The organism is Streptomyces sp. CB02923, assembly GCF_001905005.1.
In the GTDB taxonomy this organism is placed as follows: Bacteria; Actinomycetota; Actinomycetes; order Streptomycetales; family Streptomycetaceae; genus Streptomyces.
Window position 1 is genome coordinate 641,801 of the sequence record NZ_LWKZ01000023.1, and the last position, 14,241, is coordinate 656,041.

Consider the following 14,241-nt stretch of genomic DNA (forward strand, 5'->3'; position numbering starts at 1 on the left):
GCCGATTCCTCGATGATGGGTGCGTCTCGATGCGATGGGTGCGTCGCGTGAGCAGAACGGGGAAGTGTCCGGCCGGGTACCCGCCTAGGCGGCCAGCCACCGGCGGACGCAGGCGATCAGATCGTTGGTGTCCACCGGCTTGGTGACATAGTCGCTGGCTCCCGCGGCGAGGCTCTTCTCGCGGTCCCCGGGCATGGCCTTGGCCGTGACGGCGATGATGGGCAGATGGGCGTGGGCCGGCATGTGCCGGATCTCCGCGGTCGCGGTGTAGCCGTCCATCTCGGGCATCATCACGTCCATCAGGATGAGGTCGATGTCCGGGTGCTCGACGAGCGTTTCGATGCCCTTGCGCCCGTCCTCCGCGTGGCGGACGTTCAGGCCGTGCAGTTCCAGGATGCTGCTGAGCGCGTACAGGTTGCGGGCGTCGTCGTCGACGACGAGGACGGTACGACCGCTGAGGCTGTCGTCGACGGGCTGGGGGGCCTGCCGTACGGGCTCCTCCGGCCGTACCAGGGGCAGCACGTCACCGGGCTGTTCGGCGGACAGGTGCAAGGCGATGCGTTCGCGCAGTTCGTCGAGGCTGGAGAGCAGTTCCAGCGGCTGGGTGGTGGCGCGCTCCTGAAGGACGCGTTCCTGCTCCGCCTCCAGGCGCCTGCTGTTGTGCGCGAGGACGGCGACGGTGCGCACGGCGGTGTCGCCGTCCATCGCCTCCAGGAACCGCAAGGCCTCACTGTTGGACATGTCCAGGTCGAGAACCACACAGTGGAACGGCCCGGCGGCCAGCGCGCCGGCGGCTTCCTGGGCACCGACGGCGGAGATGACCTCGATGTTCTCCGGGCGGTCGCCCAGGTCCTGACCGCCGGTGAGCTCGGCGACCGCGTTGTCGGCCACGTGGGAGAGCAGCCCGCGGGCCCGCTCCTCGATCACCAGCAGCCGGCGCGGCGGCGCGGGGGCGGCGACGGGGGGACGCGACGGGATCTCCGGCCGTTCCCCTCTTCCGTCCGCCGGTGCCTCGACGGCCGGTCCCGCGCCGGCCTGCTCCCGGAAGTCGGAGCGCGCGACGGGCAGGTAGAGGGTGAAGGCGCTGCCCTGCCCGGGGATGCTCTCGGCCGTCACGGCGCCGCCCAGGAGGTGGGCGATCTCGCGGCTGATGGACAGCCCCAGGCCGGTGCCCCCGTACTTGCGGCTGGTGGTGCCGTCCGCCTGCTGGAACGCCCCGAAGATCACCGCCAGTTGCTGCTCGGCGATGCCGATACCGGTGTCCTTGACGCGGAAGGCGACGACGGGGCCACCGCGGTACACGGTGTCGGGCAGTTCGCTGTCGGAGGCGGGCTCGATCCGCAGCTCGACGCTGCCCTGTTCGGTGAACTTGACCGCGTTGGAGAGGAGGTTGCGCAGGATCTGACGCAGCCGCGCGTCGTCGGTGAGCAGATCCACCGGGACGCCGGGCGCGGCGCTGATCGTGAAGTCGAGGCTCTTCTGCGTGGTCAGCGGCTGGAACGTCGCCTCGACGTAGTCCAGGAGCTGCCGCAGCGCCACCCGCTCCGGGGTGATGTCCATCTTGCCCGCCTCGACCTTCGACAGGTCGAGGATGTCGTTGATGAGCTGGAGCAGGTCCGAGCCGGCGGAGTGGATGATGCCCGCGTACTCGACCTGCTTGGGAGTGAGGTTGCGGGTCGGGTTCTGCGCCAGCAACTGCGCCAGGATGAGCAGGCTGTTGAGCGGGGTACGCAGCTCATGGCTCATGTTGGCCAGGAACTCCGACTTGTACTTCGACGCCAGCGCCAGCTGCCGCGCCCGGTCCTCCAGCTCCTGCCGCGCCTGCTCGATCTCCAGGTTCTTGGTTTCGATGTCGCTGTTCTGGGAGGCGAGCAGCTCGGCCTTCTCCTCCAGTTCCGCGTTGGAACGCTGCAGCTCCTCCTGCTGCCGCGTCAGCTCCCCGGAGCGGGCCTGCAGCTCCCCGGCCAGCCGCTGCGACTCGTCCAGCAACTCGTCGGTACGCGCGTTCGCGACGATGGTGTTGACGTTGACGCCCACCATCTCCATGAGCTGTTCGAGGAAGTCCTGGTGCACGGGGGTGAAGGAGGTGAAGGACGCCAGCTCGATGATGCCGAGGACCTGGTCCTCCACGCTGATCGGCAACACGATCAGGCTGCCCGGCGCCGTCCGGCCCAGGCCGCAGGAGATGCTGATGTACTCGCCCGGCACTCCGTCGGCGACGATCGTACGACGGCTGCGGGCGGCCTGGCCGACCAGGGACTCGCCCAGTTTGAAGCGGTCGTGCCCGGTGCTGTCGGCCGGCCGGCCGTACGCGCCGACCAGGCTCAGCACGGTGCCGTGCGCGGACTCCTCGGCCAGGTAGAAGGCGCCGTACTGGGCCGAGACGAGCGGCGTCAGCTCGTCCATGACCAGTTCGGCGACGACCGCGAGGTCCCGGTGGCCCTGCATCAGCCCGGAGATGCGCGCCAGGTTGCTCTTGAGCCAGTCCTGCTCCTGGTTGGCCCGCGTGGTCTCCCGCAGCGACCGCACCATGGAGTTGATGTTGTCCTTCAGCTCCGAGACCTCGCCGGAGGCGTCCACGGTGATGGAGCGGGTCAGGTCTCCCTCGGCGACCGCGCTGGTCACCTCGGCGATGGCCCGCACCTGCCGGGTGAGGTTGCCGGCCAGCTCGTTGACGTTCTCGGTGAGGCGCTTCCAGGTGCCCGACACGCCCTCGACCTCGGCCTGTCCGCCGAGCCGTCCCTCGCTGCCGACCTCGCGGGCCACGCGGGTGACCTCGGAGGCGAAGGAGGAGAGCTGGTCGACCATCGTGTTGATGGTGGTCTTCAGCTCCAGGATCTCGCCCCGGGCGTCGACGTCGATCTTCTTCGACAGGTCACCGTTGGCGACCGCGGTGGTGACCTGGGCGATGTTGCGCACCTGGCCGGTCAGGTTGTTCGCCATCGAGTTGACGTTGTCGGTCAGGTCCTTCCACGTACCGGCCACATTCGGTACGCGGGCCTGTCCGCCGAGCATCCCCTCGGTGCCGACCTCGCGGGCCACCCGCGTGACCTCGTCGGCGAAGGCCGACAGCGTGTCGACCATCGTGTTGATCACTCCGGCGAGCGCGGCCACCTCACCCTTCGCCTCCACCATGATCTTCTGCGACAGGTCGCCCTTGGCGACCGCGGCGGCCACCTGGGCGATGGACCGCACCTGACCGGTCAGGTTGGAGGCCATGACGTTGACGTTGTCGGTCAGGTCCTTCCAGGTGCCCGACACGCCCCGCACGGTGGCCTGCCCGCCGAGATTGCCCTCGGTGCCGACCTCACGGGCCACCCGGGTGACCTCGTCGGCGAAGGCGGAGAGCTGGTCGACCATCGTGTTGATGGTGCTCTTCAGCTCCAGGATCTCGCCCCGGGCATCCACACGGATCTTCTGCGACAGGTCGCCCTGCGCCACGGCCGTGGTGACCTCGGCGATGGACCGCACCTGCGCCGTGAGGTTGTCCGCCATGACGTTGACGGACTCGGTCAGGTCCTTCCACGTACCGGAGACGCCCTTGACGTCGGCCTGGCCGCCGAGCCGTCCTTCGGTGCCGACCTCGCGGGCGACGCGGGTGACCTCGTCGGCGAAGGCGGAGAGCTGGTCGACCATTGTGTTGATGGTGTTCTTGAGCTCCAGGATCTCGCCCCGCGCGTCCACGGTGATCTTCTGCGACAGGTCGCCCTGGGCCACCGAGGTGGCGACCGCCGCGATCGAGCGCACCTGTGAAGTGAGGTTGCCTGCCATGAAGTTGACGGAGTCGGTCAGGTCCCGCCAGGTGCCGCCCACCCCGGGCACCTGCGCCTGTCCGCCGAGCCGTCCTTCGGTGCCGACCTCGCGGGCGACGCGGGTGACTTCGTCGGCGAAGGCGGAGAGCTGGTCGACCATCGTGTTGATGGTCGTCTTCAGCTCCAGGATCTCGCCCCGCGCATCGACAGTGATCTTCTGCGACAGGTCGCCCCGGGCGACCGCGGTGGTCACCTGCGCGATGTTGCGCACTTGTGAAGTGAGGTTGCCCGCCATGAAGTTGACGGAGTCGGTCAGGTCCCGCCAGGTGCCGCCCACCCCGGGCACCTCGGCCTGCCCGCCGAGCCGCCCCTCGCTGCCGACCTCGCGGGCGACGCGGGTGACCTCGTCGGCGAAGGCGGAGAGCTGGTCGACCATCGTGTTGACGGTGTTCTTCAGCTCCAGGATCTCGCCCTGGGCATCCACGTCGATCTTCTGCGAGAGGTCGCCCCGCGCGACCGCGGTGGCCACCTGCGCGATGTCGCGCACCTGGGTGGTGAGGTTGCCGGCCATGACGTTCACCGAGTCGGTCAGGTCGGCCCAGGTGCCGGACACACCCGGGACCTGGGCCTGTCCGCCGAGCCGCCCCTCGCTGCCGACCTCGCGGGCCACCCGGGTCACTTCCGAGGTGAACTGGGAGAGTTGGTCGACCATGCCGTTGAAGACGGTGGCGATCTCGCCGAGCAGCCCGTCGTCCTCGTCCGGCAGGCGCGTCCCGAAGTTCCCGTCGCGTACGGCCGTGAGTCCCGCGAGCAGCTGGCGCAGCTCCGGTTCCCCGACCCTCGCCCCGGTACGCGCCGATCTCGTCCGCGACGCCGGGCGTACGTTCTCACCGGCCGTCTCAGCAGCCATGCCGCAACCTCGTTCCACTTACCGGACCCCCTGCGCAGGGCACGACGGCGCTGTGGTTCTGGCCCGAAGGCGCGCACACCTGTGCCTCACGCCGACACCTCGTGACCTTGCCGCACGGCAAGTACTCGAAAGACTACCCTGCGGCGTCACTGCGGAAGACCTGACAACCTCACTTTTCGCGGTCCTTCCCGTTGCGCCGGAGATCCCGGACGCTCCCTGTCTCCGGCTGCCTCACCGGCTCCGGGAGGCGGCTACGGGCAGAGCGGACAGGCCGTCGTACGGGGCGCGCCGGCCGGGGTCCTCGGCGCGGTGGACCAGGTGGGCGATCAGCAGGGCGAGCCGGGGCCAGAGCGCGCGGGGGAGGCTGTGCCCCATGCCGTCGATGATGGCGAGCCCGGCGCCGGGAACGGCGGTGGCGGTGGCGCGCCCGCCGCTGATGTCGATCAGTACGTCGTCGGTGCCGTGGATGACGAGTGCCGGAACGCGCAGCGCGCGGAGCTGCGCCGTGCGGTCGCCGGAAGCCGCGGCCGCGGCGAACTGGCGCACCATGCCCGCGGGATCGTGGCCCCGCTCGTAAGCGCGTGCGGCCCGCTCCGCCACCGCGGCCTCGTCGAACGCGTACCCCGGAGACCCCACCGTCCGCAGGGCCCGGAGCTGCCAGGCGATGAAGCCCTCGCGGTCCGGTGGGGGCGCCCCCAGCGCGGCGAGCGCCGCGGGGTCGGAACGGCCCACCGAGAGGTCACCCGTGGTGGACATCAGCGACGTCAGCGACCGGGTGCGCGCGGGATGCTCGATGGCCATGGTCTGGGCGATCATCCCGCCCAGCGACGCCCCCACCAGATGGACACGGTCAAGGCCCAGCACATCGAGCAGGCCGATGATGTCGCCGGCCATGTCGGACAAGGTGTAGGACACCGGGGAGAAGGGGCCGTCCCCTACCGTCCCCGGGCCGGGGACCGCGACGTCGGGGAAGTGCGACGACCGGCCGGTGTCCCGGTTGTCGAACCGGATCACCCGCAGGCCGTGTCCCACCAGTTCGGCACAGAACCCTTCGGGCCAGGCGATCATCTGCGCGCCGCCGCCCATCACCAGCACCACGGCAGGCGCCTGGTCCGCACCGAAACTCTCGTACGCCATCCGGATGCGCGACGGGCCGACCTGCGACGCCCGTTGCTCACCCATCGCCGTACCACCTCTGCCGAAAGAAGCCGGTCGAGCGCCAACGTACCGCCGCTCCAGGCGTTCGCGAATCGAAAATTGCGGAATGGTTCGGCAATACACGGACGCGCGGGTGCGCGGCCTTCTCAACGGCCCGGTGCGCCTCCGTTCAACAGGTCCGCCAGTTCCCGCTGGTAGGGGAACGAGCCGGGTGCGTAGCCGCACCAGGGTTCCTCGGCGTACGGGTCGCCGGTGACGGCGTGAGCGCGGGAGCGTGACCCTCCGCAGACGCGCCGGAACTCGCACCGGCCGCACCGGCCGCCCAGCCGTTCGGCGTCGCGCAGGCCGGTGAACAGCTCCGACTCGCGGTAGATCACCGGCAGCGGGCGGGTGCGCACGTTGCCCGCCCCGAGGGGGAGGAAGCCGCTGGGATGCACGGTGCCGGTGTGGGACACGAAGACGAAGCCCCGGCCGGCGTTGACGTCCAGGGGCGGTCGGCGGGCCCGGCGCCCGCCGGTGACCAGGCCCAGCTCTTCGGCGCGCTCGCGGAGCCGGCGGTACAGCGGTCCCAGCCGCAGCGCCTCGACGTGGTCCTCGCCCTTGGCGTCCAGTACCGCGCGTTGCAGGGCGACGCGGCGGAAGTGGTGGGCCTCGGTGGTCTTGGCGGGTACGGACAGCCCGACGTCGTGAACGAAGTTGAGGACGTCCTCGCACTCCCCGGGACCGAGCGCGGCCAGCTGCCTGCCGCGTCCGGTGGGCACGAGGAAGAACGCGCTCCACAGCATGACTCCGTGCTCGCGGACCAGCGCCGCGATCTCCGGCAGGTCGTGCAGGTTGTGCCGGCTGACCGTGGTGTTGACCTGGACCTTCATGCCCAGACTGCGGGCGGTGTGCCAGGCGTCCAGGGTCCAGCGGTAGACGCCGGGGACGCCGCGGAAGCCGTCGTGAAGTGCGGCGGTGGAGCCGTCCAGGCTCAGGGACAGGCCCACCGCCCCCGCCTCCCGCACCGCCCGGAGGTTCCGCGCGGTCAGGGTGGGGGTGCCCGAGGGCGAGACGGCGACCCTTACCCCGGCCAGCGTGCCGTAAACGATCAGTTCCAGCAGATCGGGGCGCCGGAACGGGTCGCCACCGGTGATGACGAACAGGGGAGCGGGCCGCCCGAAGGCGGCGATCTGGTCGATCAGGCCCTTGGCGGCCCGGGTGTCCAGCTCGCGGGGATCGCGGTCCGGGACCGCGGTGGCCCGGCAGTGCAGGCAGGCCAGGGGACAGGCGCGGGTCGATTCCCAGATGACGATGAACGGCTTGTCCGCGGCATCCTGATGCTGCCGGCGGACCGGGCGGGCGCCGCTCACCGGGTGGTCGACGGAGACGGGGCGGGGCGGCCGGCCGCCCGCCGGGAGTGGTCGTACATGAGCGGTACCTCCGATGCGGTCACCCCCAGCATGCGGCTGACCAGGCACGCACCGCCGGGGGCTGCCGGCCCCGGCGCAGGGTCGTTGGTCCCGGATGGCCGAAAACAATCGGGGTCCTGTGGCCCTGCGCCGCGGGACGCTTCGCCCACCGAGACCCGTATGAGGGCGATTTAAGTTCGGTTTCATGGAGAACGAACAAGTCGGCGGCCCGACGCAGGCTGCCGGAGAACGCGGCTGGCCGCTGGCCGGCCGGCGGCTGCTCAACCGCCGCGAGGTGAGCGAGGACGGACGTGCCGTGTTCGGCACGGGGGACCCGCGGTGGGAGGGCTTCTACCGCGACCGCTGGTCCCACGACAAGGTCGTGCGCTCCACCCACGGCGTCAACTGCACCGGTTCCTGTTCCTGGATGGTCTACGTCAAGGACGGGATCATCACCTGGGAGCACCAGGCCACCGACTACCCGTCGATCGGCGCCGACTGCCCCGAGTACGAGCCGCGGGGCTGCCCGCGCGGCGCGTCGTTCTCCTGGTACACCTACTCGCCCAGCCGCGTCCGCTACCCGTACGTCCGCGGCACGCTGCTGAAGATGTGGCGCGAGGCGCGCCACCGGCTCGGCGACCCGGTGGCGGCCTGGGCGGAGATCACCGGCGACCCGGCCAAGGCCCGTGCGTACAAGAAGGCCCGCGGCAAGGGCGGGCTGGTGCGCGCCGACTGGGACGAGGTGGCCGAACTGGTCGCCGCCGCCCACGTGCACACCGTCAAGACCCACGGCCCCGACCGGGTGGCGGGGTTCTCGCCGATCCCCGCGATGTCGATGGCGTCCTTCGCCGCGGGGACGCGCTTCCTGTCGCTGATCGGCGGCACCCTGCTGTCCTTCTACGACTGGTACGCGGACCTGCCCGTCGCCTCGCCGCAGGTCTTCGGCGACCAGACGGACGTGCCGGAGGCCGCCGACTGGTGGAACGCCGGCTACCTGATCATGTGGGGGTCCAACATCCCCGTCACCCGGACCCCGGACGCCCACTTCCTGACCGAGACCCGCTACAACGGCACCAAGGTCGTCGCCGTCAGCCCGGACTACGCCGACAACGTCAAGCACGCCGACGAGTGGCTGGCCCCGCACCCGGGGACGGACGGGGCCCTGGCGATGGCGATGGGACACGTGATCCTGCGCGAGTTCCTCGTGGACCGCGCCACGCCCTACTTTGAAGACTACCTGCGCCGCTTCACCGACGCCCCGTTCCTGGTCACGCTGCGCGAGCGGGACGGCGACCTGGTGCCGGACCGCTTCCTGACCGCGGCCGACCTCGGCGACACGAGCGAGAACGCGCGCCACAAGACCGTCCTCCTCGACCGCGCCACCGGCCGGCCCGTCGTCCCCAACGGCTCGCTCGGCTTCCGCTGGGGCGAGGAGGGCAAGGGCCGCTGGAACCTTGAACTGGGCGACACCGAACCGGAACTGAGCCTGCTGGAGCGGGCCGGACACACGGCCACCGTGGCGCTGCCGCGCTTCGACGAGGGCCCCACCGAGGGCGGCGGGGTGATGGCGCGCGGCATCCCGGTCCGCCGGATCGGCGGACGGCAGGTGACCACCGTCTTCGACCTGATGCTGGCCCAGTACGGCGTGCGCCGCCCCGGGCTGCCCGGTACGTGGCCGTCCTCCTACGAGGACGCCTCCCAGCCGTACACCCCGGCCTGGCAGGAGACCATCACCTCGGTCCCCGCCGCGCAGGCGGCCCGTATCGCGCGGGAGTTCGCCCGCAACGCCGAGCGCACCGAGGGCCGCTCCATGATCGCCATGGGCGCCGGCACCAACCACTGGTTTCACTCCGACACCATCTACCGCGCCTTCCTGGCCCTGACCACCATGACGGGCTGCCAGGGCGTCAACGGCGGCGGCTGGGCCCACTACGTCGGCCAGGAGAAGGTCCGCCCCGTCACCGGCCTGCAGCACCTCGCGTTCGCCTTCGACTGGCAGCGGCCCACCCGCCACATGGCCGGCACCTCCTACTGGTACCTGGCCACCGACCAGTGGCGCTACGACGCCTTCGGCCCGGACGAACTGGCCTCCCCGCTGGGCGAGGGCCGCTTCACGGGCCGCTCCACCGCCGACTGCCTGGCCCAGGCCGTCCGCATGGGCTGGACCCCCGGCCACCCCGGCTTCAACCGCAACCCGCTGGACCTGACCGACGAGGCGGCCGCCGCCGGCCGTCCCGTGGCCGAGCACATCGTCGAGGGCCTGACGTCCGGCGCGCTGCGCTTCGCCGCCGAGGACCCGGACGACCCCGCCAACTTCCCGCGCGTGCTGACCGTGTGGCGGGCCAACCTGCTGGGCTCCTCCGGCAAGGGCAACGAGTACTTCCTGCGCCACCTCCTGGGCACCGACGCGGCCGTCCGCTCCGAGGAGACACCGCCCGCGGGGCGGCCCCGGGACGTCGTCTGGCACGAGGAGGCCCCCGAGGGCAAGCTCGACCTCCTGGTCTCCATGGACTTCCGGATGACCTCCACCGGTCTGTTCTCCGACGTCGTGCTGCCGGCTGCCACCTGGTACGAGAAGGACGATCTGTCCAGCACCGACATGCACCCCTTCGTCCACGCCTTCACCCCGGCCATCGCACCGCCCTGGCAGGCACGGACCGACTACGACACCTTCCTGACCATCGCCGACCGCTTCAGCGAACTGGCCGCGGAGCACCTCGGCACCCGCACCGACGTCCTGGCCGTGCCCCTCCAGCACGACACGCCCGACGAACTGGCCCAGCCCGGCGGCGTCGTCGCCGATTGGAAGGCCGGCGAGTGCGCGCCGGTCCCCGGACGCACCATGCCCAAGCTGGTGACCATCGAGCGGGACTACGCGGCGGTGGCGGACAAGATGCGCGCCGTCGGGCCGCTCCTCGACCGGCTCGGGACCACCACGAAGGGCGTCACCGTCCACCCGGACCAGGAGTTGGAGCACCTGCGGCGGACCAACGGCGTACGGCGCGGCGGCGCGGCGGACGGGCGCCCGTCCCTGGCCACCGCGACGGACATGTGCGAGGCCATCCTCGCCCTGTCCGGCACCACCAACGGGCGGCTGGCCACCGAGGGCTTCAAGGCGCTGGAGGAACGTACCGGCACCGGGCTGGCGCACCTGGCCGCCGAGCGCGAGGCGGAGCGCATCACCTTCGCCGACACCCGCGTCCAGCCCCGCTCGGTGATCACGTCGTACGAGTGGTCCGGCAGCGAGACCGGCGGACGCCGCTACTCCCCGTTCGTCATCAACGTCGAGCACCGCAAACCCTGGCACACCCTCACCGGCCGCCAGCACTTCTTCGTCGACCACGACTGGATGACCGAGCTGGGCGAACAACTGCCGGTGTTCCGGCCCCCGCTGAACACCGCCCGGCACTACGGCGACGAGCACCTGGGCGAGGACGGCCGCGCCGAGGTGACGGTCCGCTACCTCACCCCGCACTCCAAGTGGTCCATCCACTCCGAGTACCAGGACAACGCCTACATGCTCGCCCTGTCCCGCGGCGGGCCGGTGATCTGGATGAGCACCGCCGACGCCGGGAAGATCGGCGTCAAGGACAACGAGTGGATCGAGGCGTACAACCGCAACGGCGTCGTCGCGGCCCGCGCGGTGGTCACCCACCGGATGCCCGAGGGCACCGTGTACATGTACCACGCCAAGGACCGCACGGTGAACGTGCCGAAGACGGAGGTCAGCGGCAGGCGCGGCGGCATGCACAACTCCCTGACCCGGCTGCTGCTCAAGCCGTCGCACCTGGCCGGCGGCTACGCCCAGTTCACGTACGCCTTCAACTACTACGGCCCCACCGGCAACCAGCGCGACGAGGTCACCGTGCTGCGCCGCCGCGGCCAGGACGTGGAGTACTGACATGCGCGTCATGGCCCAAGTGGCGATGGTGATGAACCTCGACAAGTGCATCGGCTGCCACACCTGCTCCGTCACCTGCAAACAGACGTGGACCAACCGCACCGGTGTGGAGTACGCCTGGTTCAACAACGTCGAGACCAAACCCGGCGTCGGCTACCCCCGCCGCTACGAGGACCAGCAGCAGTGGAAGGGCGGCTGGGCACTGGACCGCCGCGGGCGCCTGGTGCTCCGCTCCGGCGGCCGCCTCAAGCGCCTGGCCTCCCTGTTCTCCAACCCCGACCTGCCGGCCATCGAGGACTACTACGAGCCGGTCACCTACGACTACGACAACCTCGTCAGCGCCCCCGCCGGCCAGGACGTGCCCGTCGCCCGCCCCCGCTCGGTGCTCACCGGGAAACCCACGTCCATCACCTGGGGCGCCAACTGGGAGGACGGCCTGGGCGGCGCGGCCGAGACGGCGGCCGGTGACCCCAACCTGAGCGGGGGCCTGGCCGAACGGGTGAAGTTCGAGTTCGAGCAGACCTTCCTGTTCCACCTGCCGCGGCTGTGCGAGCACTGCCTCAACCCGGCCTGTGTCTCGGCCTGCCCGTCCGGCGCGATGTACAAGCGGGCCGAGGACGGCATCGTCCTGGTCGACCAGGACCGCTGCCGCGGCTGGCGGATGTGCGTCACCGCCTGCCCGTACAAGAAGGTCTACGTCAACCACGCCACCGGCAAGGCCGAGAAGTGCACCTTCTGCTTCCCGCGCATCGAGGCCGGACAGCCCACCGTCTGCTCCGAGACCTGCGTCGGACGCCTGCGCTACCTCGGCCTGGTCCTCTACGACGCCGACCGCGTCGGCGAGGCCGCCGCCGTGGCGGACGAGAAGGACCTGCTCGACGCCCAGCGGAGCGTCTTCCTCGACCCCGCCGACCCCGGCGTCCGCGAGGCCGCCCGGCGGTCCGGCATCCCCGAGGACTGGATCGAGGCCGCCCGCCGCTCACCCGTACGCGCCCTGATCAGCGAGTACAAGGTGGCCCTGCCGCTGCACCCGGAGTACCGCACCCTGCCCATGGTCTGGTACGTACCGCCCCTGTCCCCGGTCCTGGACGCCGTCGGCGAGGCGGGCGGCGACGCCGACGACCCCGACCACGTCTTCGCCGCCGTCACCCGCCTGCGCATCCCGCTGGACTACCTGGCCAACCTCTTCGCCGCCGGAGACACCGACGTCGTCGCCGGAGTACTGATGAAACTGACCGCGCTGCGCAGCCACATGCGGCAGCGCACCCTCGGCGGACCAGGCGACGCGAGTGCCCTCGAAGCCGTGGGCCTGACCCCCGCGCAGACCGAGGACCTGCACCGGCTGCTGGCCGTCGCCAAGTACTCCGACCGGTACGTCGTCCCCGCCGCCCATCAGGAGGACGCCGCCGCGCTCAGCGCGATGCAGGACCGCTGCCCCGTGGAGAGCGCGGGCGACGCGCCGCCCGGCCCTGGCCGCAAGACCATGCTCGGCATTCCCACCCTGCGGCGGCGGACCGCCGCCGCAGGCGACCCCGCAGGAGAGACCGCATGAGCACCCTGCGCACCCGTATCCGCCCGACAGCCGGGCGCCGCGTCCGCCCCGGCCCCGAAGAGACCGCACAGCGCGCGCTCCTGCTGCGACTGCTGTCGCTCCTGTTGCAGTACCCGGACGCCGAACTGACCGCCGGGCGGCCCGCGCTGACCGCGGCAGTGCACGCACTGCCGCCCTCGGCCGCCGCCGACGAACTCGCCTCCTTCACCACCTGGTTCGCGGCCCAGCCGGCCGAAACGCTGGAGAGCCACTACGTGGAGGTCTTCGACCTGCGCCGCAAGAGCAGCCTCTACCTCACCTACTACCTGCACGGCGACACCCGGCGACGGGGCATGGCCCTGCTCACCCTCGCCCAGACCTACCGGGCCGCCGGGTGGGACGCCGACAGCGGCGAACTCCCCGACCACCTGCCCGTCGTCCTGGAATTCGCCGCGCTGGCCGGTCCGCGCGCCGGAGAGGCACCGCTGCGCAGGCACCGGCGCGGCCTGGTGCTCATCCACCACGCCTTGTCGGAGGCGCGGTCCCCGTACGCCGGACCGATCGCGGCGCTGCTGTCCCTGCTGCCCCCGGCCGGCGCCGCCGACCTGGAGGCGGTGGCCCGGCTGGCCGCTGAAGGCCCACCGGCCGAGGACGTCGGCCTCGACCCGTACCGCGGCACCGGCTTCGCCCCGCCCGGCACGTTCGTACCGCCCCGGCCGGCCGAGCCGACCCTGATGCCCCCGCTGACCGGCCCCATGGATACGGAGACCCGCCGATGAGCGCCGCCGGCCCCCTCACCGCGACGGACGGCACCGGCCTGCTGCTCTGGGTCGCCGTTCCCTACATCTGCCTGGCCGTCTTCGTCGCCGGGCACGTCTGGCGCTACCGCAAGGACCAGTTCGGCTGGACCAGCCGCACCAGCCAGCTGCTGGAACACCGCTGGCTGCGCTGGGGCAGCCCGCTGTTCCACCTCGGCGCGTTCGCCGTGATCGGCGGACACGTCGTGGGCCTGGCCGTGCCCGCGTCCTGGACCGGGTCGATGGGCATCAGTGAGCACGCCTACCACACCGTGGCGGTGGCTCTCGGCACCGTGGCCGGTGCGGCCATGGTGGCGGGGCTGGGCATGCTCAGCGCCCGGCGCCTGCTCGCCCCGCGCATCCGCACCCGCACCAGCCACAGCGACAAGGTGCTCTTCCCGCTGCTGGCCGTGACCGTGGCACTGGGCATCGCCGCCACCGTCGTCCACAACATCGCCGGGGGCGGCTACGACTACCGCTCCACCGTCTCGGTCTGGTTCCGCGGACTGTTCCTGCTGCAACCCCAGCCCGCGGCCATCGCGGACGCGCCCCTCCTGTTCCAACTGCACGCCCTGAGCGCGTGCCTGCTCTTCGCGGTCTGGCCCTTCACCCGCCTCGTCCACGTGTGGAGCGCCCCCGTCGGCTACCTGCGCCGCCCGTACCTGGTCTACCGCCGGAAGGCGGCTCCCCCGGTGTACGGCGGGCATCCCGCCGACCCCGCCCGGCGCGGGCCGGCCGGACCCGGGGCGCCCCGGTGAACCGGCTCCGGCCGCCACAACGCGGTCCCGCACCGGGCGGCTC

At 71.5% G+C, this 14,241-nt stretch carries 7 protein-coding genes; 4 read left to right on the top strand and 3 right to left on the bottom strand.

Annotated elements, in window-relative coordinates; genetic code table 11:
- Positions 1-84: 84 nt before the first annotated feature.
- From A6A06_RS21000 to A6A06_RS21010, 3 genes are all read right to left on the bottom strand, one after another.
- Complete coding sequence (locus A6A06_RS21000) at positions 85-4,662, bottom strand: HAMP domain-containing protein (protein WP_199931030.1); 4,578 nt, start codon at positions 4,660-4,662, stop codon at positions 85-87.
- 231 nt (positions 4,663-4,893) lie between these two features.
- On the bottom strand, positions 4,894-5,844 hold the full coding sequence (locus A6A06_RS21005; protein ID WP_073762812.1) for an alpha/beta fold hydrolase: 951 nt from the start codon (positions 5,842-5,844) through the stop codon (positions 4,894-4,896).
- 122 nt (positions 5,845-5,966) lie between these two features.
- Positions 5,967-7,172: a TIGR04053 family radical SAM/SPASM domain-containing protein gene (locus A6A06_RS21010; protein WP_073762813.1), complete on the bottom strand. Its 1,206-nt coding sequence runs from the start codon at positions 7,170-7,172 to the stop codon at positions 5,967-5,969.
- Positions 7,173-7,416: 244 nt separating this feature from the next.
- Between A6A06_RS21010 and A6A06_RS21015 the strand changes: the two genes are divergently transcribed.
- Genes A6A06_RS21015 through narI form a run of 4 tightly spaced genes read left to right on the top strand, consistent with a single transcriptional unit; the run spans position 7,417 to position 14,198 of the window.
- Complete coding sequence (locus A6A06_RS21015; protein WP_073762814.1) at positions 7,417-11,112, top strand: nitrate reductase subunit alpha; 3,696 nt, start codon at positions 7,417-7,419, stop codon at positions 11,110-11,112.
- Between the two features lies 1 nt (position 11,113).
- Positions 11,114-12,664, top strand: coding sequence for a nitrate reductase subunit beta (gene narH, locus A6A06_RS21020; RefSeq protein WP_073762815.1), 1,551 nt, complete (start codon positions 11,114-11,116; stop codon positions 12,662-12,664).
- Entirely contained in the window at positions 12,661-13,422 is a 762-nt protein-coding gene (gene narJ, locus A6A06_RS21025) for a nitrate reductase molybdenum cofactor assembly chaperone (protein ID WP_073762816.1), read from the top strand. Before narH ends, narJ begins: the two co-directional genes overlap by 4 nt.
- On the top strand, positions 13,419-14,198 hold the full coding sequence (gene narI / locus A6A06_RS21030; protein ID WP_073762817.1) for a respiratory nitrate reductase subunit gamma: 780 nt from the start codon (positions 13,419-13,421) through the stop codon (positions 14,196-14,198). The genes narJ and narI overlap by 4 nt, the downstream gene beginning before the upstream one ends.
- The last annotated feature ends 43 nt before the right edge of the window (positions 14,199-14,241 follow it).

Excerpts from the sequence above, each read along its gene's own strand:
- A6A06_RS21000 (WP_199931030.1), bottom strand. The coding sequence starts at position 4,662 with ATGGCTGCTGAGACGGCCGGTGAGAACGTACGCCCGGCGTCGCGGACG.
- A6A06_RS21005 (WP_073762812.1), bottom strand. The coding sequence starts at position 5,844 with ATGGGTGAGCAACGGGCGTCGCAGGTCGGCCCGTCGCGCATCCGGATG.
- A6A06_RS21015 (WP_073762814.1), top strand. The coding sequence starts at position 7,417 with ATGGAGAACGAACAAGTCGGCGGCCCGACGCAGGCTGCCGGAGAACGC.
- narH (WP_073762815.1), top strand. The coding sequence starts at position 11,114 with ATGCGCGTCATGGCCCAAGTGGCGATGGTGATGAACCTCGACAAGTGC.
- narJ (WP_073762816.1), top strand. The coding sequence starts at position 12,661 with ATGAGCACCCTGCGCACCCGTATCCGCCCGACAGCCGGGCGCCGCGTC.
- narI (WP_073762817.1), top strand. The coding sequence starts at position 13,419 with ATGAGCGCCGCCGGCCCCCTCACCGCGACGGACGGCACCGGCCTGCTG.